A 20,890-nucleotide genomic window follows, 5' to 3' on the forward strand; every position below is an offset into this window, starting at 1 on the left:
ACACCGACATGAATTCCTCAACATCATTGGCGTCAACCGCACTGCCGTTAACGGCGCAGCGCACGGTCAAACGCGCCCTGTCGTTGCTGGAAAAACACCTGCGTGAACCAGGAGCATTGTTCACCTCCACCAGCACCGCACGCGACTGGTTACGGTTACAACTCGCCGGGCAGGAGCGTGAAGTGTTTATCGTATTGTATCTCGACAATCAGCACCGGTTGCTGGCGAGCGAAACCTTGTTCACCGGCAGTATCAGAAGCACGGAAGTCCATCCCCGTGAAGTCGTAAAGGCGGTACTTCGTCACAACGCAGCCGCCGTTATTCTGGCGCACAATCACCCCTCCGGGGAGGCTGAGCCCAGCCAGGCTGATCGGCAGATCACCGAAAGGCTGGTCAACGCACTGGCACTGGTTGATGTGAAGGTATTGGACCATCTGATTGTAGGTGGTCTTGATATCGTCTCCTTCACCGAGCGCGGCTGGTTGCCTGGCTGACAGTCATCTCTCTCATTTCCCCAATCTCATTTTTCCAGGAGTATCCCAATGGGCTGGTTATTTTCACACCGCTCTCGCCGTGAGCTGATCGCGGCACTGATCCAAACTGAAGACACCAAATACTATCAACACGTTACGCTGGCGCATGCTCTGCGAGGTAATGTCCTGTGGTCAGTTGTCCAGAGCACACCGAAAGATCCCTCCAAAGCCGCCCAAACAGTCATTCATTGCATCCTGATGCAGGGTTCCGGCGGCAGTTGGGGCTACAAGGCGATGGATGAGTCGGTACAGCCTTGTTATTACTCCTGCCCAAAACGCTATCTGGCGATGGCCCCGGTCATCAGCCCGGCATGGCGTGAAAAGGTCTTGGCGCATCACCAACGCCGCTACCCGCAACGGGGCGCAATAAAGGAAGGAAACTACAGATGATCGCAACAACCCCTCTTTTGCGTTTCGGTCTGCAATGCAGTTCGGTATATATCAGTGAAGACGATAATGCGGTGCTGTACCGGATCTCCCACTGTCAGGATGAGTTCAGCGACGGTGAGTGGATCTCTTTCTCGGGCACCGGCTATCTGCTGAGATTGGATGCGTGGACCCACCCGGTGTTGCAACTCAAACGGCTGGGGCTGTCCAAAACCTGCCGCCGTCTGGTCACCACTCTGATGAAACGCCACCAACTTAGCTACCTGCACATAGACGCCCTGGGTGAGGTCTTGCCCGACTTTACCACGTTCGATTGGTAATACGCCCCACCCAACGTTCCACCTTCGCATTATCAATATATTTTACAAGGATATGGCTCATGAACACGAGCGCATCACCCATGCCTGGCGTCTTTCATTTTCTGCAACATGGCAACGTGACATCGCAGGACTGGAAAGCCTTATGCCAGGCGATCACCACCGCTTACCAGGAACTGTGTCAACACCCAGACAAGCTGGGATTCACCACCGCACCGGTTATCTGTGAACACACCGGCAACCGCCAATACCGGTTCGACAACAACCTGATGGGATTGGGCATGATCGGTTTTAACGGTGAGCGGATTACCCATCAGGCAGGCGATCCGTTCATTCTCTACCAACGGCAGACACCCTATGCTCTGATCCGCTGTGATACTAGAGGCTATCCGTACTACCGGCTGGTCATGGCTGTACTGCTCTTGGCGAACACGCAATGCCCGAACACCTGGACGATGGAATCTGACGTACCGCTGAAGCAATGGCGCAAGGTAGCCCATTGGCTCACCCACCATTGCCAACTCCCAGTTTCCCCGCTGTGTTAAGGAGCTACCTGCATGAAGACTCTCGACAAAATACCCTGCATCACGCCCAACGCCCGTCAAGCTTTGGCAGAGTACCAGCAACTGCTGACCTGGTTGCTGGCTCACTGTTACGGCTTGGAACTCAACGATACGCCGTATCACGACGAACAAGCCATAGCACAACAGATTGACCATGGCATCACGGTAAGGGAAACCGTCAATGAACTGGTGGAGAAATTTGACCTGGTACGCATTGATCGCCCCGGTTTCAGCTTGATGGCACAAGATCCCACCTTAAGCAGCGGCGATATGTTACGCGCCCGCAGTGCGCTGGGCTTGCGCAGTCCCGTCATTCGCCGCCTCGCCTGACAGCCTTTCACTTACCTCAGTGATCCAACAACACGCCAGCCTCACTGCTGGCGTTTTACTTTTTCAAGTTCAAGGAATTTTGACGATGAAGGAAACCCAATCCAATGCTACCAGCAACGACAGCACTCCGTCGCCTGTCTGGGGATTGCAACGAGATATCACGCCCCGCCTGGGAGCCCGGTTGGTCCAGCAGGGTAATCACCTGCATTTTCTGGCCGACCGTGCCGGTTTTGTCGGTACGTTCTCCCCTGATGCTCTTAAAAGGCTGGATGCCGCTTTCCCGGTGTTGATCGAACAGTTGGAGGCCTGTCTGCGGTCTGGCGAACTCGATCAACGCCGTCAGCATTGCGTCACCGTGCAGCACGCCGGTTTTACCTGCGATGCCAATACGTTAGGTAGCTTTGGCCATCTCTATATCGCTGTTTATCAGACAACACCGCCCAACCCGGCATAAGCCGTAAGCACTCACACTCCCCAACCTTTAACCCTGCCTGCGATAACGCGGGCATTTTTTTCTAAGGAACTCAGCGATGCCAACCACATTGAATACTGTCATTGAACCTGAAGTTTTAACCGATCACACCGAAGTGATTTGTTCCACCAGCATTGAACGTATCGTTACTGGTCGTAATGCCGTGCTGGCGCAGATTGAAGCCATTATCCACCAGCTCGAGGATATCTCGGCCATCACCAGCAGTATTGGCGGCGGAGTGGCAAGAGACTGGGCAATGAAGCAAGACTTTCGCTGTGGCTGCTGGCTGATGGAGAAAGCAGAAACGGCCATGCCGGTGATCACCCGCAATCTTGATCGCGACATATGGCGGGATCTGATGAAGCGCTCCGGTATGCTGAGCTTGATGGACGCTCAGGCTCGTGACCAGTGGTACAGAAACCTGGAGGGAGAGACTATTCCTGCTGTCAGCGAAGCCAACATACTCAGTACCTTTGAGCAACTGCATCAGAGCAAAAATGAGGTTTTCGAGCGAGGGGTGATCAACGTCTTCAAGTCGCTCTCATGGGATTACAAAAGCAACCATCCCTGCAAATTTGGCAAGAAGGTGATCGTCAACGGTCTGGTGAGTTACAACCAATGGGGATTTACGTTGAACCACAACTATAGGCGGGATCAGTTGGCGGATCTGGAAAGGATGTTGTTCCTGCTGGAGGGTAAGGCGATACCGGATAACCGTAGCGATCTCACCGCTCGGCTGTATGATCATATCAGTGCCCATCGGCTTAAGGCGGAGGTTTATGAGGATGAGTATTTTTCAATCAAGTATTTCATGAAGGGGTCAGCACATCTGACATTTAGAAAGCCTAAGTTGATGGACAAGATGAACGATATCATCGCCAAGCATTACCCAGACGTATTGCCGGAACGGGTATAAGTAAGGTTATGAAGTCGGAAGATGCTCGAGGATATTTAGGGAGATAATACTGTTGCGCAACAGGGAGTACCTCACTATACTGTTTCTTGTGGCGCAACAAGGAACAAAAGATCATGATTAAAAGTTTCAAGCACAAGGGATTGCGTCAATTTTTTGAAAAAGGCATTCAATCTGGGATCAATACCCAACATGTTAACAAACTTCGTCAACGTCTTGCTGTTCTTAATGAAGCTGAAGACATTGGTGAAATGAATCTTCCAGGATACCGGTTACATCCCTTAACGGGAGATAGGCAAGGACAATGGGCCATTACGGTGTCAGGAAACTGGCGTGTTACCTTCGAATTTATTGAAGGTGACGCGTATATTGTCAATTATGAGGACTATCACTGATGAAGATGCACAATCCCCCTCACCCAGGTGAGATCATTGCAGATGCTCTGGATGAACTCAATCTGGGTATCCGCGAGCTTGCTCGGGCACTCAATGTTGCCCCCTCTACGGCACAACGGCTAGTTTCGTGTAAGGCAGCAGTGAGCCCGGAAATGGCTGTCAAACTTTCGGCAGTGCTGGGCAGTTCTCCACGACTGTGGCTCAAGCTGCAAGAGGCCTATAGCCTAGATAAAGCCGAAAAGAATGTAGATGTTTCCAAACTGACACCACTATTCAAACCTGTTCAGTTATCGCACATCTAGACGGATGCCCACATATCGTATTCAGAAAAACGGCATTGATTGACTGGTTCAATGCGATCGTAGCCAAACATGAACTAAGAAGGTTTGGGAAGTTGGCAGAGATTTCCTGATGTCAGCATTGTCTCTTACTGATTGATTGTGATTTAGTTTTAATCACTAGGAGGTGCTCATGGGACAATCACCCACACGCATTATCACTGTCCATGTTCCTGTTGAAATGGCAGAAAAGCTCGATGAACTGGCTGCAAATTATGAGCGCTCCTGTGGCTGGATCGTCAAACAAGCCTTGGCTGCGTTCATTGAACAGGAAGAGAAGCGTCACCAAATGATCCTGGAAGGCCTGGCAGATGTGGATGCGGGCAGAGTGGTGGAACAGGCCGATGTATTGAGATGGGTGAATAGCCTGAACATTAGCATGCTGCTTCCTGTACCGCAGTCATGGCAAAAGTAATGCAGGTTGTTTGGTCAGATCATGCGTTGCAGGATTTAGAGTGGTTGCGCGAATTTATTGCCAACGTCAATCCAGAAGCAGCAGCACAGGTGCTTTAATCACTGGTGCTTGCCCCGTTAACCTGCTGACGCATTCACGGATGGGACCAGCACTGGCAAGGTATTAATTACGGGAAGTGCGTCGATTGATCGTCGGTAATCATGAAATGCACTACGAACTCAGAGTGAACGTGCTCTACATCTTACGTGTTTGGCATACGCTAGACAATCGGTGAAGTTATTCCCTGACGTTGTTTACTAGCTTGGGATCGAGTTTGTCGCAATTGTAGAGAAAGATCATTACATCGTTGAGTGAGTAATCCCGTTTATAAGAAGAGTTATCGGCAGTACGTTACGCCAGTGGTGTTCAGTAAAATCCACGTTTCGAGGGAAGAGGCTTATGCTTGTTTCCGCAAACGGCATTAAACGCGCTTGAAGTCTAGATGTGGATGCGATGGTCAGTTATGGGTATCTTAACCGCCAACTCTGTCCCGCTTCGAGTCCCAAAAATCCAATGATTGCGCGTGTTGGTATCGGTGTTGGTATAATGTAATTTTTTTAAATTTTACTTAATATAAATCATAGGTTTATTTCATACGTGCGAGTCCGGCCTTCGCACCATTAAGTAGTTCGAGAACGTCCGTAACAGTCCATAGGTTACTAAAAAGAAAGCCGAAAGGCTTTTTTTGTCCTAAAGAGTCCGAGCACATCCGTTGCAATCCGGTTACCACTGGGGGCATAATTAGGGGCATTCAACTTCGATTAGAAATGTGCCCCCAAATGAAGCTCAACGCCAGACAGGTCGAGACCGCCAAGCCTAAAGACAAAACCTACAAATTGGCCGATGGTGGCGGTTTGTATCTCGAGGTTTCTGCAAAAGGCTTTAAATATTGGCGAATGAAATACAGACGTCCCTCCGATAAAAAAGAGGATCGGCTAGCATTTGGTGTCTGGCCGACCGTGACGCTTGCAGAAGCAAGGGCGAAACGGGATGAAGCCAAAAAGCTGTTAGTGCAGGGTATCGACCCAAAAGTCGACAAGAAGGAAGCTCAGGCCGAGAATGCTGGATCATATACTTTCGAAACCATCGCTCGCGAATGGCATGCCAGCAACAAGCGATGGAGTGAAGACCATCGATCGCGCGTTCTCCGTTATCTTGAGCTTTATATCTTTCCTCATCTCGGCTCGTCTGATATTCGCCAGCTCAAAACCAGCCACCTTTTAGCCCCGATTAAAAAAGTTGATGCCAGCGGTAAGCATGATGTCGCGCAGCGCCTGCAACAGCGCGTGACGGCTATAATGCGTTATGCCGTTCAGAACGATTACATCGATTCAAATCCAGCCAGTGATATGGCGGGAGCGTTATCATCAACCAAAGCGCGACACTATCCGGCATTGCCCCCCAGCCGTTTCCCTGAATTTCTCGCGCGGCTTTTGGCTTTTCGCGGTCGGATGATGACGCGAATTGCGGTTGAACTTTCATTGCTTACCTTTGTTCGTTCTAGTGAGTTGCGTTTTGCACGCTGGGATGAATTCGACTTCGATAAGTCTCAGTGGTGTATACCTGCAAAGCGAGAAGAAATAAAAGGCGTGCGTTACTCGTACCGTGGCATGAAGATGAAAGAAGAGCATATCGTCCCGCTCAGCCGTCAGGCAGTGGCTTTGCTTGAACAATTAAAGCAGATAAGTGGTGATAAAGAATTACTCTTTCCGGGGGATCACGACGCCACTAAGGTCATGAGTGAAAACACGATAAATAGTGCTTTACGTACAATGGGATATGATACAAAAACCGAAGTCTGCGGGCATGGATTTAGAACTATGGCGCGTGGTGCTTTAGGTGAGTCAGGATTATGGAGCGATGATGCGATAGAGCGTCAATTGAGTCATTCTGAAAGAAACAATGTCAGGGCAGCGTATATCCATACCTCTGAACATTTAGAGGAAAGAAGATTAATGGTGCAATGGTGGGCAGATTATTTATCTTATAATAATACGTGCCATCTAACACCTTTCGAATTTGCTAGAAGGTATAAGGTTTGAATGTATAGAGCTTGTTTTTCTGTTATTGTGTTTCATTAATCTTTAATACTCTAAAAAATCGCGTTTTCCATATATTCAAGGACAATGTAATGGATACTAACAATGATGTTTATTTGCATGCTTTGCAATCTTTGAAGGAAGATGATCTATCACAGCGAGTAATCAAACCTCTATTCGAATCAATGGGCTGTTATCGCGTTGATTTTCACGGCGGGGCATATGAAGGTGGTAAGGATATTATTGCTTATACAAAAGCCCCTTTAGGTGATCATATTAGTGTTGTGCAAACTAAGAAAATAGGTAATGGAAAAGCTACGGGTGATAAAAATATTATCGGGAATTTGATATTTCAATTGCAACAGTGTTACCTCAAAGAAATACCATTACACAATGGGAAAAGTAAAAAGCCTGATAGCGTAATTTTAGCTACACCATATAAAGTAGGGTCAAGATTATTAGGGGAAATTCATTCTCATTTGACGGGGATGAAAAATGAAGTTAAGTTGCTTGATGGCCCATATTTATTAGAGTTAATAAAGGATAATAATCCTTCTCTATTAAACTCAATTATGGGGTTGGAACGAAAAATATTGGTTCAGGATACTTTTCAATTGCAAAATCTTGAATTAATGAAAGCGTTAAACATGGATTATTCAATAGAGAAAATAAATTGTTATAATGATTTGGCTTTTTTTATGGGGAGTATAGATAGTCATCATCTCTTAAAGTCAAATATAAAAATATCGTCATCTAAAATGTCTCTCAATCGTGAGGGTTGGGAAGTTCTTAAGAAAAAATATTTAGTTGATTTGGAGCGTCACCTCGGATTTACTCCATTGCTTAATGAAATTCAGTATGTCGAAATGCAGTTCGAGACACAGCTGAAGAGTCATCTCGAAGAAAATAACAAAAAACATTACGAGAAGATCATCGCAGCAAGACTTGAAATATCGTTACTTGAAAATACTCTTGCAAGTATTAGGTCAGAATTTAACACCTTCAAAAATCAGAGTGATAATTTCGAAGATGACGGAGTTATCAGGAATGTAATGAATATTTGGTGGCCTATAATTGGTGATGCGAGTAAAACACAAGACTATTTAAATATATATAATGATTATAACGATGTGTTGAAATCATACTCCAGTAATAAAAAATTGCCAGTTGGGTATAAAATAAACTTCACGGATTATTTATCAACACTTGCATCACTATCTTCCCAAGTCTATTCTTATAAAGAATTAGAGTCTCAATACATTTCGTATCCACTTTATGAGTATCAGTTTAATACTGTTGGTATTGAAAACTGGTTGAGGTCTCACTGTGATTTTTATGCTGAAGGTGTGCGTAAAATTAATGATGGTAGATTTGAAGAAAACAAGGAATATTTAAAAGCTTTCTTAGCGAGCACCCAAAAAGTTCTTATTGTACTAGAAATACTTCAGGAGCTTTCAGTTGAAACTAATAGTATTGTTAATTTCACTTCATCAACAATAGCTATGAAAGACGGAATTTCAATTTCTCCTTTTACGCTTTTTGATACTGGCCATGACATAGCAGTCTATGGTGGGGCTGGAGCGGGAAAAACAACAACACTTCAAATGTATGTCGAAGACATAATAAATAAGGGATTAAATAACGTAATATATCTTCCATTAAACAGGCTAATAAATAAAAAAAGTGTTTATTTTTCGGTTGAAGCAGAATCTGCATTTAGTTACAAACAGGTCTTGTCGTTAATTTTGCTTTCGAAGAATATCGATGATACTGAAGAAAGTATGAATGATCTTGAAATTGCGCTTCGTGATGCAAATTCTTTGAGGTTGGTTATTGATGGGTTGGATGAAGCATATAATAAAGTCCCGTTCATTTTGGATTCCATAAATGAATTCAAAGGGAAATATCCCTCAATCCAATTGATTGTCTCCAGTCGAGACTGCGTTAGCTTCATTTCGAAAATAAATTTCTTAGGTGTGACATTATTGCCATTCACTACTGAGCAATTGTATTATTTTATTAGGTCATGGTTTGCCGAGGATGTCGAAGAAGCCCAAGGGCTTATTATTGATATTGATTGTGGTGATTTGAAGGAAATAGTTAAAACTCCATTGTTAGCTACCCTTCTTTGTATATTGAAAAAAAGAGGTATTGATACACCCTCAACAGAGATGGAGATATTTACTAGAAGGCTTAAGCTTCTGTGCGGGGAGTATGATAATTACAAAACCATTAAGCGTAGTCGCTCGGACAGTATGCAACTTGAAAAGGCGGCTATGAAACTAGCTTATCACTTGCACAGTAGAAATAAACGTTCTGATAGTATTGAATCAATGGTCACATATTTGGCATATGACACAACATTCGGATATCCTGAGGATGTATGTTTATTGTTAGTAGAGGAGTTGATTAATCCGTGTAATATTCTACATTTAGATCCTTTAACTAAACATTACTCATTTGGTCATTTACGTTTCCAGGAACATCTCGCTGCATTAGAACTAAAAGAAAATCGCGGGAGAGACATATTACCACTGCTTAATAAAGATTGGTGGAGTGGTACATTATGTTTGTATGCTCAGGCTTGTGACTTTAGCGGTCTCGTTGAAGATTATTATAGATATTATGGGGAAGTAAACACTGCACTGAAGATTTTCAAAGAGATGGTGTCTCATAGGCCGATTAGGGCTCGTTCTAACCTTCTTTCATTAATATTGCAATATGAACGAACAGAGAAACTTGAAGGTTACACAGTTGAGGAGGATGATTATTTTGATGATTTCTGGCGCTATCCACCTGAATAATTTATTTCGTATTAAACCTATTGGCGCGCAATGCTATCCCCGCCACGCCTGCCCGCTTCATAGGCCGCTTTTAATGCAGGTGCATGAAGACACCAACGCCGCGCCAGCACTGACACGGCGGGAAGAAAAAATAGTCATAATAAACAGGCAAAATCATGCACGTTCATGCACGGTTTTATTGCGTTAATTATGGTGAATTTATTGCGGATTTAATGCCGGTTTTTCACGTTCCAGAGCCGCTTTTCTTTGTGCATAAGTATGGGACTGCGCAGGGGTGTAAAATCGTCGGGTATCATTCATCGCGGAGGTATCTGGATACAGCCCGATAGCGGTCAGAATGTCGCTGTCCTCGGCCACGTAGTGGATTTCTGGATGCGCCACCAGATAGACCAATAACGCTTCCTGAATATATCCCAATGCGTCACGCATCACCTCGTGACGCTTTTCGCCAGAACTGTGCCCGAGTTTCATCAGTACCGGGGCTAATGCACTTGTCAGCGCCTCCCCATTCTGTTGCATAAACGTATTAAGCTGTTTCCTTACACTGATGCGTTGAACGCTGTCATGAGCACGCAAGACGCTGCCAGCAGAGAGGGTAATCTCCCATTGATTGACGTCGATAAACTCACGCAGGTAGCGGAGCTGTGCCTCGTCATAGGGTGGGCCGTTTTCAAGCTGCTGCGCCAGTTGGTTCTGTGCTTCCTCGCGCTGTTCTTTTCTGTGTTTCCAGGCGGTTTCCGTGGTGCGGTATTTATCGTAAGCACTTTGTAGTTGAGAGGATGACATTATTTCAGCTCCGTTAAATAGGGGTTATTCCAGACGCATCGAATAACGTTGCGTTGACTGTGTGGATTGTGGTTTTACAGGCCCCTGAATATCTGCAACAGGCTTAATATGCGGGTCTACGGTTTTCGTAATGAAATGCTCAAAACATTCATAGGTTTTGAATGCGCATAAGCAGGCTGTATTATGACAGCGATAATATCGCTCTTTCACATAGTCTGACAAAATACGTGAGGAGCGGGTTTTCACTTTATGATGACAGGCCGGGCAGGGATACATGATTTTCATGATGCTTTTCTCTCAGGGATACGAATAAAGGTCTCCAGCCCTTCAAACGTTTTAAATCCCATTGAGCAAGATTTATTATGGCAATAATAATATTTCTCTTTGATATTCTCCGTCAGCGTCCGGCTGGTTTTAATATTCACGTTGCTTTTACAGGAAGGGCAAATAAACATGGGGCTCCCCTTGGGTGTGTGCAGGTGCGGGAGGTGGCCCTCCCGTTCCGGGTCGTTAGTGCTGCATCTGTGGGGGAATCGGTTCACGAATAACCCGACAAACGGTCTCTTTTGTCCGGTAGGTCGCGGAGCATTCGATATTCTGGCATTGAATATCCATCTCCTTGCTGCCATCGGTCAGGTAGCGTGTGGCGCGGGTTTGCGCCGTGCTGTGACATAATGGACAATTAATCATGACAAAACCCCTTGCTGTTTTAATGTCTCTTCTCGTGCTTTCAGCTCGTTAAATTTATTATTGCGTGCGGCGGGTGAAGACAGGAATCGTTCATTGACATAGTTTAATGAGGGGGTATTAATCCCTATTTCAGCCAGTTCAGGGGCGTTATCAGCACTCATGGGATAAGCATCTGCAAATTGCTTAAGGTAGTCATTCACCTCTTTAAAAATATCTTTCTCTATGTCCCTTTCGTATTCACTGAATAGCCCATTTTGCGTAGAGAAATATTGCTCCAGCTCCAACGCATGACGTTTTAATTTAAACGCACGAGCAAAACCCAGTAATGATGGCAGTGCGCGGATAAACTCGCATTGGGCATAAATAACCAGAGCATCTTTATGCGCAAGGCGTAACTTATTGGCAGAGGTGGAACATTCTAGCTCTTTGCGGTCTTTATGAAGTGCCAGCTCAGCAGCAGCCCGTCAAGCTCTACGGCCAACTCACGTTGGGCGATACGCTGGATATGCTGCTGTTTCATGTCGTCGGTGATGGCACCGCGAAGCTGGCGGAAGCGGGAACGCCAATCCCCCTCGGCTTTCTGGCCTTCTTCCTGTGCAGCCTGCTTCTGTTGCTGGCAGTTTTCAATGGCCGCAAGAATGCTTTCCATTTCTTCGCTATCCGACAGGTGTTTTGCCTTGGCCGCCAAGAAGACCTGAATAGCGTCAGACAGCGTTTTATCCTGCGTCGGGTCTGGTTTTCGTTTTGTACCGATGCTCATCGCGTTGACCACCAAGGCAATCAATGACTCGGCATCTATCTGCTCGGGTGCGGTGTTTTTCATGTACTGCGTAATGCTGTGAAAAGCGTTATTGGTATTCACGGTGTTATTCATCTCATCAATCTCGCTGTGTTGGAGTGAATAAATTATGTGACGCGTCAAACAACAACACCATTGGGGGCGGAAGTCTGGGATAAGGCACAACGGCAGCGCCTAACATCTCTTTTTCAGTCAGGTAATCTGAGGGGGTTGTTTAAGACCCATTCCAAACAAAACGAGGACATACCGTGCTGACATTAAAACTCAATAACGAACATATCACCCTGAGCAAGCGTGACGCCTGCCTGTTGGCCGAGGGGATAGTGGTGGCGCTGCGCAACCCCCAAGACGCAGAAAAAGACGTTTTCCGCCTTGGACAGTTGGAATTGTCGGTTGGCGTTGCCTCGGCAACACCGGCGGCGAACCAATTCTCTACAGGCCATCCCATACTGACAAATTGCTAACACCGTGCTGTTGACCGCATCCGGCCAAGGAAGGCTTTCTTACCCACAATTTTCCCATTCTCTCTTTTTTAGAAAAGCGGCTGGCCAGAGAAAGGTCTCAGGAAACCCTTTCTCTGATTGTTTTTCTATTGATAACTATTCACTACTCTTCACTTAAGATAAAAGAATAAGTAATACAGTAAGTTAAAGAGTGAACAGTTGAGAATAAAGTATTCACCTACTGTTCACTACTGTTCACACCGTCTATTTATTATTCATTTCTCATTGATGCCTTTTTAAGATTAATTTTTCATATTAAAAATTAAAAATATAACTAAAAGTTTGGTCGGCTTTATCAATGACTGTCGAATATTATTGAGGATTAATGAATGTGTGTGTTGTGCAAAAAATAGCCTGTTGGGTGGTGGGCTGATGTAAAATGACTTGTTGCACTGCCTCAAAATATTCACAAAATAGAAAGCTACCCGAAGCCGGACGGATACGCCCGGTACTGTATGGACTTGATGAGGTAGCCCGATGAACACTAATTTTTCTGTTTCCCCTTCTGCCCCTGCCGCACCACTCATGCCCGTTTCTGGCGCTGCCCATGAGCGTTTTTTACGACTGCCCGAAGTCATTCACCAGTGTGGACTTTCACGCTCCACGATTTATCAACTTATCAAAGATGATGCGTTCCCGGCTCAGGTCAACCTCGGGGGGAAAAATGTGGCATGGCTTCAGTCAGAGATCACGGCATGGATAGCCGACCGCGTCGCTGAACGTGGTCGGAGATACGATGCATGAAACTCGCCATTTCGCCAAAAGCCCCTTTTTCTGGCTTGCGTCCTTTCGTGATTTGCGGCTATAGTTTTCCCGCTGTCGCAAAATCGGCAGCCGGGCGTAGGAACCCGTGTTACTCAATGGCGACACCAGACGCGCCATGCGTCTTTTTTTACGTCGTAGCTCCGGCACACCCATTTTTCGGGCTGTGGTGTATTCACCATAACCCAGTTCAAATAATGGTGGCCCGGGCGGGGCAGCCTTCGGGCTGGCCGGTATCCATTGAGGCCGGTATTCCTACCCCCGTTCGGGTCACCACCCATGAGCGTAGGAACTCCGGTGGTGGCATTAACCGCTACTCAATGGAGGTTGCCCTTATGGCTACGACCCTCACCCTGTCTCGCCCGCAGTTTATTTTTGTCTTTGCGGCCATTCGTCGCATCGAACGTACTCCCCGTATCTGTATGCTCCGCACCGTGGCTGATAATGAGCGCCATGCACGCCGCTCCCTTGCCGGTGATTACATCCTCTCCCTTGCCGCGCGTTTGCCTGTTGTGGAGGTGCGCCCATGAAACAGCCCTCCATCACCCTTAAAGACCTCGAATGCCTGGAGCACCTGCGCAATGTCGGTCAGGTTGTGAGTGAGTTGACGACGTTGCAAGACAGCAACACCCTTCACCGCAACCCGGCGCAGCGGTTACAGCTTGCCTCCGTGATTTACCTGATGACCGCCCAGCTCGACGGCGTGGTCGAACGCTGCAATCAGCAGTGGCTCACCGGGGAGGGCAACGTATGAAACCGTCTCTCCCCGCCGCTCTGCGCGTGGCACTCTATCGCCGCGCCGTTGCCTGTGCCTGGTTGACCCTCTGCGCTCACCAGCACCGCTACCCACAACTCACCCTCGACACGCTGGAAAATGCCATCGCCGGTGAACTGGAAGGTTTCTATCTGCGCCAGCATGGCGAGGAGAAAGGCCGCCAGATTGCCTGCGCCTTGCTGGAAGATTTAATCGAAGCTGGCCCCCTTCAGGCCATACCGTCGCTGTCGTTGCTGGGGCTAGCCGTGATGAATGAGTTATGCGCCCGCCACCTTAAAACGCCGGTACTGCACTGAGGGAGAAACCAGAATGAGAATGAACGTAACAGAAACCGTAAAACAGGCGTGCGGCCATTGGCCGCAGATCCTCCCGGCGTTGGGCGTCAAGGTAGTAAAAAACCGTCATCAGGCGTGCCCGGTGTGTGGCGGCTCCGACCGTTTTCGTTTTGACGACAAAGAGGGGCGCGGCACGTGGTTCTGTAACCAGTGCGGCGCGGGAGACGGGCTGAAGCTGGTTGAGAAGGTGTTCGGCGTGACCCCGACAGAGGCCGCCAGCAAGGTGAATACCGTCACCGGTCATTTGCCGCCAGTCGCACCGGAAACGCTGACCGCGACCGAGGCAGAAACCGAGGCCAACCGGAAAGCCGCCGCCGCACTGGCGGTCAAACTGATGGCAAAAACCCGCACGGCCACCGGCAACGCTTACCTGACCCGCAAAGGCTTCCCCACTCGGGAATGCCTGACGCTGACGGCCACACACAAAACCGGCGGCGTGACCTACTGCGCCGGTGATATGGTCGTACCGTTGTATGATGATAAAAACGTTTTGGTTAACCTTCAGCTTATCAACGCGGAAGGGCTTAAGCGCACCCTGAAGGGCGGCCAAGTCAAAAGCGCCTATCGCCTTATTGAGGGGCAGAAACAGGCGGGAAAACGTCTGTGGATAGCGGAAGGCTATGCCACGGCGCTCACCGTGCATCACCTGACCGGCGAAACCGTAAGGGTGGCGCTCTCCTCCGTGAACCTCCTTTCTCTGGCAAGCCTTGCCCGCAGTCAGTATCCGGGCTGTCAGATTGTGCTGGCCGCCGACCGTGACCTCAATGGCAACGGCCAGACCAAAGCCATAGCAGCCGCAGAAGCGTGTAACGGGATTATCGCGCTGCCGCCAGTGTTCGGTGACTGGAATGACGCCTTTATGCAACACGGTGAGGAGGCTACCCGCGCGGCGTTGCATGAGGCCATCAAGACACCCGCCGCCAGCCCGTTCGACACCATGAGCGAGGCCGAATTCACCGCCATGAGCGCCAGCGAAAAGGCGATGCGGGTGCATGAGCATTACGGCGAAGCGTTGGCCGTCGATGCCAACGGCCAGCTCCTTTCCCGCTATGAGGCGGGAATATGGAAGATTATTCCCCCCTCAGATTTTGCCCGCGATGTGGCCGGGCTTTTTCAACGCCTGCGCGCCCCGTTCTCGTCCGGTAAAATTGCCTCAGTGGTAGAGACGTTAAAGCTGATTATTCCGCAGCAAGACAGCCCAGCACGGCGTCTGATTGGTTTTCGTAACGGTGTGCTCGATACGGTCAGTGGCATATTCAGCCCACATCATAAATCGCACTGGCTGCGTACCCTGTGCGATGTGGATTTTACCCCGCCGGTGGAAGGCGAAACGCTAGAAACCCATGCGCCGAATTTCTGGCGCTGGCTCGACCGTGCCGCCGGTGGCCGGGCTGAAAAGCGCGATGTGATACTCGCGGCGCTGTTTATGGTGCTGGCGAACCGTTACGACTGGCAGCTCTTTCTGGAGGTGACCGGCCCCGGCGGCAGCGGGAAAAGTATTCTGGCTGAAATTGCGACCCTGCTGGCTGGGGAAGATAACGCCACGTCGGCCAGCATTGAAACGCTGGAGTCGCCCCGTGAGCGGGCTGCGCTGATTGGTTTCTCGCTGATACGCCTGCCCGACCAGGAGAAATGGAGCGGTGACGGTGCAGGGCTTAAGGCTATCACTGGCGGGGATGCGGTCTCCGTTGACCCAAAATACCGTGACGCCTATTCCACACACATTCCGGCGGTCATTCTGGCGGTGAACAACAACCCGATGCGCTTTACTGACCGCAGTGGTGGCGTTTCCCGTCGCCGGGTTATCCTGCATTTCCCCGAGCAGATAGCTCCGGAGGAGCGCGACCCGCAGCTTAAGGACAAAATCGCCCGCGAGTTGGCCGTGATTGTGCGCCAGTTAATGCAGCGGTTCAGCGACCCGATGAGCGCCCGCACGCTGCTTCAGTCGCAACAGAACTCTGATGAGGCGCTTTGCATCAAGCGTGATGCTGACCCGGCCTTTGATTTTTGCGGCTATCTGGAGGCACTGCCGGAACCGGATGGGATGTACATGGGGAACGGCAACATTATCCCGCGTCAGCCACGGCTCTACCTGTATCACGCCTATCTGGTCTATATGGAGGCCCACGGCTATAAAAACACCCTCAGCCTGACCATGTTCGGTAAGGGGCTGTCGGCCATGCTGAAAGAGTACGGGCTGAATTACGAGAAGCGACGGACGAATCAGGGGATGCAGACCAATCTCGCACTCAAAGAGGAAAGCAACGCCGACTGGTTGCCAAAATGTGATGCCCCCACCGCGAACTAACCTACCGAGACCGGCGCTTGCCGGTCTTTTTTTATCTGCTAATCATCAAAAATGAACAGTAAAGTGTTCACTGTTCACAGACCCTTCACGACGTAACTGCATGAATAAAATAGATAAAACCACTCAGTGAACAGTATGAACAGTTTTCCGTAAAAAAAGTTTTTTATGACGCTAGTGATGTTCCGGTTAGGTTCCGATACACGGAACCTAACCGGAGGCTGCGAATTTTATTTTTTTACTTTATAAACAATGAATTGAGTGCGAAAAGATCAAATTAAATGATGGTGGGGGCATAAAGTGGGGCATAATAAATTTACATTAATTAATACTTGTTATTTTTCATTATTTTAAATTGAGATTTGAGTCCGGCCTTCGCACCAACAGTATGTAAATAGACCTCAACTGAGGTCTTTTTTTATGCCTGAAATCCAGTAGTTACCTACCTTTCCCGCTATATTAGCTCTCTCAGTGTCAACCGGCATCAACCCACATCTACCAACAGATGTTGGTACAGATGATGGTAGATATGGTTCGATAATGCGTGTACCAACGGGGAGGGGATAATCATGGCATTAACAGATATTAAAGTCAGGACATCCAAGCCTGAGGAGAAGCAGTACAAGCTGACCGATGGCAATGGCATGCATCTTCTTGTTCACCCGAATGGCTCTAAGTACTGGCGTCTGCAGTACCGCTTTGGCGGGAAGCAAAAGATGCTGGCTTTAGGTGTCTATCCAGATGTCTCCCTTGCGGATGCCAGGGCACGCCGTGATGAAGCTCGCAAGCAGATAGCGAACGGCATCGATCCTAGCGATAAAAAGAAAACCGATAAGGTCGAGCAGAATGAGGCTCGTACTTTTGAAGAGATCGCTATCGAATGGCACGCTACCAATAAGAAGTGGTCGGAAGAGCACAGCAAGCGCGTACTGAAAAGCCTGGAAGATAATCTCTTCCCCGCTAGCCTAGAGTTTGACGGAAATGTGGTGCATGGGGAGTTTGGGCGTCGTGCTTAGCTGAGAGTGTTTTTTTGAAGGAGATCGACAGTGTCAGCAGTGATGCTGGTGCTGTTGGTTTTTTATCGAGTTCATGATGCAGTACCTTTGAAAAAAGAACACTCAGCATAAGTGCGGCAGGACTTACGCTGAGGGACGTCCATTACATCACTACACCAACAACATCTTTGTCACTTAAGAAATCATCCGTTTGTGCAAAAATAAACTGCTTTAAAAACTGATCAATGCGAATATTCAGCTTAAATAGCGGTATGGTTACGCCGTCTTGCTTTTCAAAATAGGCCTTGGCTTTCGCTTTATCTACCGTTTCTTTTAATGCGTCGAAGCGACCAAAGTCGTTGATATTTTGATCATTAACACTATCGGCCATTAATGCCATGAGTAGTTCTTTATCTAAACCAAGAGCATTAACAACTGCGTTTAATTGCGCATTTTCAGCGTTATCTTTGTAGGTGTTGATGTAGTCTCTAAAAGTATGGCCTTCAACTAACTGCGCATCGCCGCGCTGCAAGTCGTGCAAGAAGAGCTTGGCGTACTTTTGCTCGCTTTGGGTGAGAGATGCAAACGACTTGTGCAGCTCATTTAATGTGGTTTCGATGCTCGCAGAGTCTTGGTGTTTGTTCAGCTCTTTTAAATATTTATCAAAGCGGCTGTTCATATAGTCGGCATCGATTTTGCCGGTGTCTATTTCAGTTAAATAACCACTGATATCAAAAGGCACATCGCCACCACCAGCACCACCGCCTTCACCTTTAGCGGCCAACTCTTTATAGCGCAAGGCCAGGCTCAGGTAAGTTTGTTGGTCTATGGCCAGCGTTACTTCATGTTCTACATCATTTTCAGTAGTGGAATAGACTGACTGTTCCCAATGCAAACCTTGCACTTTAGCCGCTTCCAAGTGTTGGCTAAAGGTGTTAAATAATTTGGCGAATTGGGCACAGGCTTCTATATCGTCTGGCAGTTTTTCAAAATTATCCACCCCAGCGCTAACAAACAGCTCGGTCATGTCTGCCACTAATTCATTCATGGCTGCAATATTGCTGGGTAATCTATCAACAAATAAACCGATAGGCCTGTCGCCGGAATAGAGTTTTACCGCAGCGTTAATGTGCTGCTCCATGGTGTGCGGGTAGCGGTAATAACGGATAATGCCGTGGGGTTTGTCGGGGCCAAACAAGCGATTGGTGCGCGAGAACGCTTGAATAATGTTTTGGTATTTAATCACCTTGTCTAAATACAAGGTATTGAGCCATTTAGAGTCAAAGCCAGTAAGCATTTGATCCACTACAATCAGTAAATCTAATTGCTTCGAAGGCTCGGTATGAATGCGCTCGTAGGGTTTTTTATGGGCAAGGCGTGCCGCTAAATCTTTTTTAAAGGCCGCGTGGCGGGCAAAGTCAAAATCCTGGCCATAACGCGCGTTATAGTCGGCCATAATTTCGTCCAGGCCATCGCCTTTAAAGGTGGGGCCTCGGTCGCCACTGCCGTCGTTATCAATGTGCGGGTCAAATAGGGCCGATACTTTAAGTTCAGGTTTGGCGGCTTTTAAACGGCGGTAATAATCAATAGCCTCGGCAATGCTGCTAGTGGCAAAGATAGCGTGAAACTTATTGGCTTGGCTTAGCACATCCCACTCAGCCAGAATATCTTCTACTACCTTTTCTTGATGGGTTTCAGTGAGATATTGCTCTTTTGGCACATAATCCTCTATGCCTTTGATATACTTACCTGTTGCATCTTTATGGCCAGCCATTGGCACATCATTCATAAAATAATTAAATTTTTTCTTTTTGGCAGCCGTACACATTGCATCTGCAACCGAATCGGCCTTAGCCTGTGCAAGGGCGACGGCCTGGCGTAGATCTTTATCTTTAAAGGTACAGACTTTGTAAGGGTCAAAGCCCAAAACATTGCCGTCGCGAATACCATCGGCAATGCTGTAGCGATGCAACTCATTGCCAAAAACATCGGCGGTCGTGTTATTGTTGACATGGTTTTCATCATGGATAGGTGTACCGGTAAAACCAAAAAACAACGCGGCAGGAAAGGTCTTTTTGACCGTAATTAACATTCCGTCCTTGTTATCTTTGCCGCTGCTCATGGTTGAACGGTGGGCTTCATCGACAATAAACACCAAACGCTTGGCACGAATTTTCTCAATATCGGCAGAGTTTGTGGCCGCGCCTTCATCGTCTACCGTTTCAAAAATATTACTCATTTTTTGAATCGAGCTAACAATTAACGTATCGGAAGGTGCACTGCTTTTTAATTTGGTAATGAGTACATGAGTATTTTCGGTGGCTTGAACGTCTTCGCCATCGCCAGCAAAATTGCGGTACTCCGTGAGCGACTGGGTGCCCAGCTCGATGCGATCCATTAAAAAAATCACTTTATCGGCATCTTTGGATTGTGCGATCAACTGCGCCGATTTAAAGCTGGTCATGGTTTTACCCGAACCCGTGGTATGCCACACATAGCCACCGAGGCGATCGGGGTTATTGGCAGCGCTACCCAGTTGTTGCCAATTGGTTTTGGCCACTTTGTCAGATATCGCATTGGCGGCGTAATACTGATAACTGCGCATGACCTTAAGCACGCCGTCGGTATCGTCGGCAACGGTATAAAAACCAATCAACTGGTGTGCCATAGGGATGGAAAGCAGGGTAGAGGCGATGTCTTTCCAGTGGTTCATGGGTTCATTATTAAAATCGGCCCAGTTAAATTGATAGTCTCGGTTAAACTTGCCGTCTAGCTCAGGGTTGGCAAAGTATTTGGCCTCGTTTGGCTCCATGGCCACAAACACTTGGATGAGCGAAAACAGGCCGCTAAATACGCCCTCTTTGCTGTACTTTTCAATTTGGTTCACCGCTTGGCTAACTGGAATGCCGCTGCGCTTTAGCTCTACATGGATCACCGGCATACCGTTGATCAGTAATAGCACATCGCCGCGTCTGTCGTTACGCAAGGGGCTGCCACGTTCAAACTTAGGCTGTTGCACAATTTGGTAACGGCTTTGGCCGGCGGCGATTTCTTGGCGATCGTATATTTTTAAGCTGACTTCTTTGCCCACATGCAAGGTATCGGCAGGATTATCACGCTTAATGGCCACGGTTTTACCGTTAATTAAGCCGTTGAGCTTGAGCGGGGTTTTAAGCTCTTTGATTTGCTCAATAATTTGCTGCATTTCCGTATCGGTTAGCGGGACATCGTTTAAGCGATCCCGCTGGCGATTATTTTCAAACAAAATGGAAGCCCAATTTTGCAGTAAATCTGCTTCGGTTTTTTTTTTGAGTATCTCTGGCTCCCAACCTTTGTTGGTGAGTACCTCAATAAAAGCCTGCTCAAATTGCGCTTCGGTTTTAAAGGTGGTCATG

At 47.8% G+C, this 20,890-nt stretch carries 25 protein-coding genes and 1 pseudogene; 19 read left to right on the top strand and 7 right to left on the bottom strand.

The features are described from left to right. The first annotated feature begins 8 nt into the window (after positions 1 to 8). From radC to OK023_RS01515, 12 genes are all read left to right on the top strand, one after another. Positions 9 to 494, top strand: coding sequence for a RadC family protein (gene radC, locus OK023_RS01455; protein WP_317694426.1), 486 nt, complete (start codon positions 9 to 11; stop codon positions 492 to 494). Between the two features lie 48 nt (positions 495 to 542). Then, complete coding sequence (locus tag OK023_RS01460) at positions 543 to 923, top strand: hypothetical protein (RefSeq protein ID WP_317694427.1); 381 nt, start codon at positions 543 to 545, stop codon at positions 921 to 923. Further along, positions 920 to 1,240: a DUF5983 family protein gene (locus OK023_RS01465; RefSeq protein ID WP_317694428.1), complete on the top strand. Its 321-nt coding sequence runs from the start codon at positions 920 to 922 to the stop codon at positions 1,238 to 1,240. The genes OK023_RS01460 and OK023_RS01465 overlap by 4 nt, the downstream gene beginning before the upstream one ends. Positions 1,241 to 1,299: 59 nt before the next feature. Continuing rightward, positions 1,300 to 1,782, top strand: coding sequence for a hypothetical protein (locus OK023_RS01470; RefSeq protein ID WP_317694429.1), 483 nt, complete (start codon positions 1,300 to 1,302; stop codon positions 1,780 to 1,782). A 12-nt stretch (positions 1,783 to 1,794) separates the two neighbouring features. Beyond that, positions 1,795 to 2,130, top strand: a complete 336-nt coding sequence (locus tag OK023_RS01475; protein WP_317694430.1) for a TA system toxin CbtA family protein — start codon at positions 1,795 to 1,797, stop codon at positions 2,128 to 2,130. A gap of 85 nt (positions 2,131 to 2,215) precedes the next feature. Further along, positions 2,216 to 2,584, top strand: coding sequence for a type IV toxin-antitoxin system YeeU family antitoxin (locus OK023_RS01480; RefSeq protein ID WP_317694431.1), 369 nt, complete (start codon positions 2,216 to 2,218; stop codon positions 2,582 to 2,584). 76 nt (positions 2,585 to 2,660) lie between these two features. Further along, complete coding sequence (locus OK023_RS01485) at positions 2,661 to 3,518, top strand: DUF4942 domain-containing protein (protein ID WP_317694432.1); 858 nt, start codon at positions 2,661 to 2,663, stop codon at positions 3,516 to 3,518. Positions 3,519 to 3,631: 113 nt separating this feature from the next. Beyond that, entirely contained in the window at positions 3,632 to 3,910 is a 279-nt protein-coding gene (locus OK023_RS01490) for a type II toxin-antitoxin system RelE/ParE family toxin (protein WP_317694433.1), read from the top strand. Further along, the gene (locus OK023_RS01495; RefSeq protein WP_317694434.1) at positions 3,910 to 4,212 is read left to right on the top strand and encodes a HigA family addiction module antitoxin; all 303 of its coding nucleotides are present in this window, start codon (positions 3,910 to 3,912) and stop codon (positions 4,210 to 4,212) included. The genes OK023_RS01490 and OK023_RS01495 overlap by 1 nt, the downstream gene beginning before the upstream one ends. A 169-nt stretch (positions 4,213 to 4,381) precedes the next feature. Next, positions 4,382 to 4,663 carry a ribbon-helix-helix domain-containing protein gene (locus OK023_RS01500; RefSeq protein WP_317694435.1) on the top strand — a complete coding sequence of 94 codons (282 nt, stop codon included), beginning with the start codon at positions 4,382 to 4,384 and terminating at the stop codon, positions 4,661 to 4,663. An 818-nt stretch (positions 4,664 to 5,481) separates the two neighbouring features. Then, positions 5,482 to 6,744 (top strand): tyrosine-type recombinase/integrase, encoded by a 1,263-nt coding sequence (locus tag OK023_RS01510; RefSeq protein ID WP_317694438.1) that lies wholly within the window; start codon positions 5,482 to 5,484, stop codon positions 6,742 to 6,744. 89 nt (positions 6,745 to 6,833) lie between these two features. After that, positions 6,834 to 9,545, top strand: coding sequence for a hypothetical protein (locus tag OK023_RS01515; protein ID WP_317694439.1), 2,712 nt, complete (start codon positions 6,834 to 6,836; stop codon positions 9,543 to 9,545). Between the two features lie 198 nt (positions 9,546 to 9,743). Here OK023_RS01515 and OK023_RS01520 read toward each other — a convergent pair whose 3' ends face one another. The 6 genes from OK023_RS01520 to OK023_RS01535 form a co-directional block, all read right to left on the bottom strand. Beyond that, a complete protein-coding gene (locus tag OK023_RS01520; RefSeq protein WP_317694440.1) occupies positions 9,744 to 10,331 on the bottom strand; it encodes a phage polarity suppression protein in 588 nt (195 codons plus the stop codon). A 24-nt stretch (positions 10,332 to 10,355) separates the two neighbouring features. Continuing rightward, on the bottom strand, positions 10,356 to 10,616 hold the full coding sequence (locus OK023_RS19090; RefSeq protein WP_411569374.1) for an ogr/Delta-like zinc finger family protein: 261 nt from the start codon (positions 10,614 to 10,616) through the stop codon (positions 10,356 to 10,358). Then, a complete protein-coding gene (locus OK023_RS19095; RefSeq protein WP_411569375.1) occupies positions 10,613 to 10,786 on the bottom strand; it encodes an ogr/Delta-like zinc finger family protein in 174 nt (57 codons plus the stop codon). Before OK023_RS19095 ends, OK023_RS19090 begins: the two co-directional genes overlap by 4 nt. Before the next feature lie 55 nt (positions 10,787 to 10,841). Then, a complete protein-coding gene (locus tag OK023_RS01525) occupies positions 10,842 to 11,021 on the bottom strand; it encodes an ogr/Delta-like zinc finger family protein (RefSeq protein ID WP_317694441.1) in 180 nt (59 codons plus the stop codon). Continuing rightward, positions 11,018 to 11,305, bottom strand: coding sequence for a hypothetical protein (locus tag OK023_RS01530; protein WP_317694442.1), 288 nt, complete (start codon positions 11,303 to 11,305; stop codon positions 11,018 to 11,020). Before OK023_RS01530 ends, OK023_RS01525 begins: the two co-directional genes overlap by 4 nt. Before the next feature lie 134 nt (positions 11,306 to 11,439). Then, positions 11,440 to 11,895: a hypothetical protein gene (locus OK023_RS01535; RefSeq protein WP_317694443.1), complete on the bottom strand. Its 456-nt coding sequence runs from the start codon at positions 11,893 to 11,895 to the stop codon at positions 11,440 to 11,442. A gap of 173 nt (positions 11,896 to 12,068) precedes the next feature. Between OK023_RS01535 and OK023_RS01540 the strand changes: the two genes are divergently transcribed. The 7 genes and pseudogenes from OK023_RS01540 to OK023_RS01570 form a co-directional block, all read left to right on the top strand. Next, positions 12,069 to 12,284, top strand: coding sequence for a hypothetical protein (locus tag OK023_RS01540; protein ID WP_317694444.1), 216 nt, complete (start codon positions 12,069 to 12,071; stop codon positions 12,282 to 12,284). A 516-nt stretch (positions 12,285 to 12,800) separates the two neighbouring features. Beyond that, the gene (locus OK023_RS01545; protein WP_317694445.1) at positions 12,801 to 13,067 is read left to right on the top strand and encodes an AlpA family transcriptional regulator; all 267 of its coding nucleotides are present in this window, start codon (positions 12,801 to 12,803) and stop codon (positions 13,065 to 13,067) included. Then, entirely contained in the window at positions 13,064 to 13,615 is a 552-nt protein-coding gene (locus tag OK023_RS01550; RefSeq protein WP_317694446.1) for a host cell division inhibitor Icd-like protein, read from the top strand. Before OK023_RS01545 ends, OK023_RS01550 begins: the two co-directional genes overlap by 4 nt. Beyond that, positions 13,612 to 13,839 (top strand): hypothetical protein, encoded by a 228-nt coding sequence (locus tag OK023_RS01555; protein WP_317694447.1) that lies wholly within the window; start codon positions 13,612 to 13,614, stop codon positions 13,837 to 13,839. Before OK023_RS01550 ends, OK023_RS01555 begins: the two co-directional genes overlap by 4 nt. After that, a complete protein-coding gene (locus tag OK023_RS01560) occupies positions 13,836 to 14,156 on the top strand; it encodes a DUF5375 family protein (RefSeq protein WP_317694448.1) in 321 nt (106 codons plus the stop codon). The genes OK023_RS01555 and OK023_RS01560 overlap by 4 nt, the downstream gene beginning before the upstream one ends. A 13-nt stretch (positions 14,157 to 14,169) precedes the next feature. Then, positions 14,170 to 16,503 carry a primase-helicase zinc-binding domain-containing protein gene (locus OK023_RS01565; protein ID WP_317694449.1) on the top strand — a complete coding sequence of 778 codons (2,334 nt, stop codon included), beginning with the start codon at positions 14,170 to 14,172 and terminating at the stop codon, positions 16,501 to 16,503. 566 nt (positions 16,504 to 17,069) lie between these two features. After that, positions 17,070 to 17,462, top strand: a pseudogene (locus OK023_RS01570) (Arm DNA-binding domain-containing protein); the annotation flags it as partial. 196 nt (positions 17,463 to 17,658) lie between these two features. Here OK023_RS01570 and OK023_RS01575 read toward each other — a convergent pair. Then, positions 17,659 to 20,889, bottom strand: coding sequence for a type I restriction endonuclease subunit R, EcoR124 family (locus OK023_RS01575; protein WP_317694450.1), 3,231 nt, complete (start codon positions 20,887 to 20,889; stop codon positions 17,659 to 17,661). Between the last annotated feature and the right edge of the window lies 1 nt (position 20,890).

This window comes from Serratia sp. UGAL515B_01, assembly GCF_033095805.1.
In the GTDB taxonomy this organism is placed as follows: domain Bacteria; phylum Pseudomonadota; class Gammaproteobacteria; order Enterobacterales; family Enterobacteriaceae; genus Chania.

Bases quoted from the DNA above. Each gene is read 5' to 3' on its own strand.
- OK023_RS01485 (WP_317694432.1), top strand. From the start codon at position 2,661: ATGCCAACCACATTGAATACTGTCATTGAACCTGAAGTTTTAACCGAT.
- OK023_RS19095 (WP_411569375.1), bottom strand. From the start codon at position 10,786: ATGTTTATTTGCCCTTCCTGTAAAAGCAACGTGAATATTAAAACCAGC.
- OK023_RS01525 (WP_317694441.1), bottom strand. From the start codon at position 11,021: ATGATTAATTGTCCATTATGTCACAGCACGGCGCAAACCCGCGCCACA.
- OK023_RS01545 (WP_317694445.1), top strand. From the start codon at position 12,801: ATGAACACTAATTTTTCTGTTTCCCCTTCTGCCCCTGCCGCACCACTC.
- OK023_RS01495 (WP_317694434.1), top strand. From the start codon at position 3,910: ATGAAGATGCACAATCCCCCTCACCCAGGTGAGATCATTGCAGATGCT.
- OK023_RS01470 (WP_317694429.1), top strand. From the start codon at position 1,300: ATGAACACGAGCGCATCACCCATGCCTGGCGTCTTTCATTTTCTGCAA.
- radC (WP_317694426.1), top strand. From the start codon at position 9: ATGAATTCCTCAACATCATTGGCGTCAACCGCACTGCCGTTAACGGCG.
- OK023_RS01560 (WP_317694448.1), top strand. From the start codon at position 13,836: ATGAAACCGTCTCTCCCCGCCGCTCTGCGCGTGGCACTCTATCGCCGC.
- OK023_RS01565 (WP_317694449.1), top strand. From the start codon at position 14,170: ATGAGAATGAACGTAACAGAAACCGTAAAACAGGCGTGCGGCCATTGG.
- OK023_RS01520 (WP_317694440.1), bottom strand. From the start codon at position 10,331: ATGTCATCCTCTCAACTACAAAGTGCTTACGATAAATACCGCACCACG.
- OK023_RS01475 (WP_317694430.1), top strand. From the start codon at position 1,795: ATGAAGACTCTCGACAAAATACCCTGCATCACGCCCAACGCCCGTCAA.
- OK023_RS19090 (WP_411569374.1), bottom strand. From the start codon at position 10,616: ATGAAAATCATGTATCCCTGCCCGGCCTGTCATCATAAAGTGAAAACC.
- OK023_RS01575 (WP_317694450.1), bottom strand. From the start codon at position 20,889: ATGACCACCTTTAAAACCGAAGCGCAATTTGAGCAGGCTTTTATTGAG.
- OK023_RS01500 (WP_317694435.1), top strand. From the start codon at position 4,382: ATGGGACAATCACCCACACGCATTATCACTGTCCATGTTCCTGTTGAA.
- OK023_RS01490 (WP_317694433.1), top strand. From the start codon at position 3,632: ATGATTAAAAGTTTCAAGCACAAGGGATTGCGTCAATTTTTTGAAAAA.
- OK023_RS01510 (WP_317694438.1), top strand. From the start codon at position 5,482: ATGAAGCTCAACGCCAGACAGGTCGAGACCGCCAAGCCTAAAGACAAA.
- OK023_RS01465 (WP_317694428.1), top strand. From the start codon at position 920: ATGATCGCAACAACCCCTCTTTTGCGTTTCGGTCTGCAATGCAGTTCG.
- OK023_RS01460 (WP_317694427.1), top strand. From the start codon at position 543: ATGGGCTGGTTATTTTCACACCGCTCTCGCCGTGAGCTGATCGCGGCA.
- OK023_RS01535 (WP_317694443.1), bottom strand. From the start codon at position 11,895: ATGAATAACACCGTGAATACCAATAACGCTTTTCACAGCATTACGCAG.
- OK023_RS01515 (WP_317694439.1), top strand. From the start codon at position 6,834: ATGGATACTAACAATGATGTTTATTTGCATGCTTTGCAATCTTTGAAG.
- OK023_RS01555 (WP_317694447.1), top strand. From the start codon at position 13,612: ATGAAACAGCCCTCCATCACCCTTAAAGACCTCGAATGCCTGGAGCAC.
- OK023_RS01480 (WP_317694431.1), top strand. From the start codon at position 2,216: ATGAAGGAAACCCAATCCAATGCTACCAGCAACGACAGCACTCCGTCG.
- OK023_RS01550 (WP_317694446.1), top strand. From the start codon at position 13,064: ATGAAACTCGCCATTTCGCCAAAAGCCCCTTTTTCTGGCTTGCGTCCT.